1 protein-coding gene is annotated in these 1,658 nt (G+C 68.0%); it reads right to left on the reverse strand.

Features of this window, described 5'->3' with window-relative positions; genetic code table 11:
- Nucleotides 1-1,658 (reverse strand): ImcF-related family protein (locus ABLV11_RS06950; protein WP_348855242.1); only part of this gene is annotated, 1,658 nt, incomplete at both ends.

The raw sequence follows: 1,658 nt of genomic DNA on the forward strand, positions 1-1,658 counted from the left end.
GAGACATCCGTGGACACGGTGTTACGGTTGTCGCTCAGCACCCAGTCGATTTCATCGCGCCGCGAGGCCACGGCGGCGTCGATGGCGTCCTGAATCCCGCCTTCCCACGCCTGGCGGGTGAACATTCCCGGCACCACCTCGTCCGTGCTGAACAGACGGCGGGCGTCGGTCTGCGGCGTCATGTCCTCAAGCGTCATATCGGCATAGTTGCGCCGGACGGCCGTCAGCATGTTCTCATAGAGCGTGCTTTCGGCGTTGCGCTGGCCTGCCTGCTCCAGCAGCACCCTGCGCACCTGCGCCACCAGCGCCGCATCCGGCGTGATTTTCCAGGACGGCAGCGCGGGCAGGCTCTGCATGTAAAAGGTGTGCAAATCCGGCGCCATCTCCTGCCACAGCGCCGGGGACAACCCCGGACGGGACGGTTCGGCGGTTTTCATCACCTGCGCAAAAAACGCGGCGTCCGCCTTCTCCGGGTGCGCCATCATCAGGTACGCCTTCAGCTGGTCGTAGCCCCGCTTCGCCCGTTTCTCGCGCAGCGGACTGCGCGGCGGCAGGTCTGCCAGCGCGTTCAGCTGCTTTGTGAGCGCCTGCGCCGCCGCATCGCGTATCAGCCGGTTATTCGCCTGCCCGTACCACGGCATCAGGGCCGCCAGCAGCGGGGCGTTATGGTCCAGCCCGAAGCGCTGATACCAGGGCGCGCCATGCGCCTGCTGGTGCTGTAACCGTCCGATATCGTTACGCAGCGCCTGCAGCGCCATCAGCTGTTCATCATTCACCGCGGGAGAGCTCACCAGCAGCTGCGCCGCGCTGACAATATGCTGGCGGTTAACGGCGAAGGAGACCAGGCTGCCCGCCCCCCACAGGGCCATCAGCGACAGGGCGATAACCCCCGATGTGCGCTGCCAGGGCAGACCGGCCCGCACGCCCTGCGCCTGAGCGCAGTCCGCCGTCACTCCCTGCCAGACCGCCGGAGCGGACCAGCGGTGAGGATGTGGCGTCTCCCCGGCGGTTGTGCCCGGTGCCAGCGGCGGGCTGAACATCAGGCCGCGCAGCGGAACACGCTGCAGGCGCTCCGTCAGCCAGGGCGTCAGCAGCGTACGCCAGCGGGCAATGCCGCTCCCCTCAAGCGTGCGCCCCAGGCGCAGCAGATAATCATGGGCCGGGTCGGCGCACAGCTGCTGCATTCCCCTTTCCCCCAGGGACGGCAGAATGGCGCGGAGTTGTTGCGCCACCCCCTCCGGCGTGGCGCCGGGCGGGAACAGCGCCCCCACCGTCTGGCTGATGCGGGTATCCTGCGGCCAGGCGCTGTCAGTCACCTGCCACAGGTATACCGGCGGCTGCCAGCGCAGGGCCTCCCCGACCTGCCCGAGGGTGCGAAGATGGTTATCCAGGCTAGCGCTGGTCGCCTGCGCCTCATCAAGCGCCAGCACGATGCCGTCCAGCGGACGGCTGCGGCGCAGCTTGCGCAGGGCGGCCAGGCGCTCAGTATCCGGCGCCAATGACAGACTGCCGCCGTAAATCAGCACCGTGCGGTGGCCTTCAAGCCACTGCTTTTCCGCCAGACCGGGGGCGATGGCGGCAATGTGCGCGGGTTCACCGGCTACCAGCAGCAGGCGGACTTTGTGGCGCCAGAAACGGGTATAGCGGCGGCGGAGATA

It is taken from the genome of Klebsiella sp. GW_Kp181, assembly GCF_040062315.1.
GTDB lineage: Bacteria > Pseudomonadota > Gammaproteobacteria > Enterobacterales > Enterobacteriaceae > Klebsiella > Klebsiella oxytoca.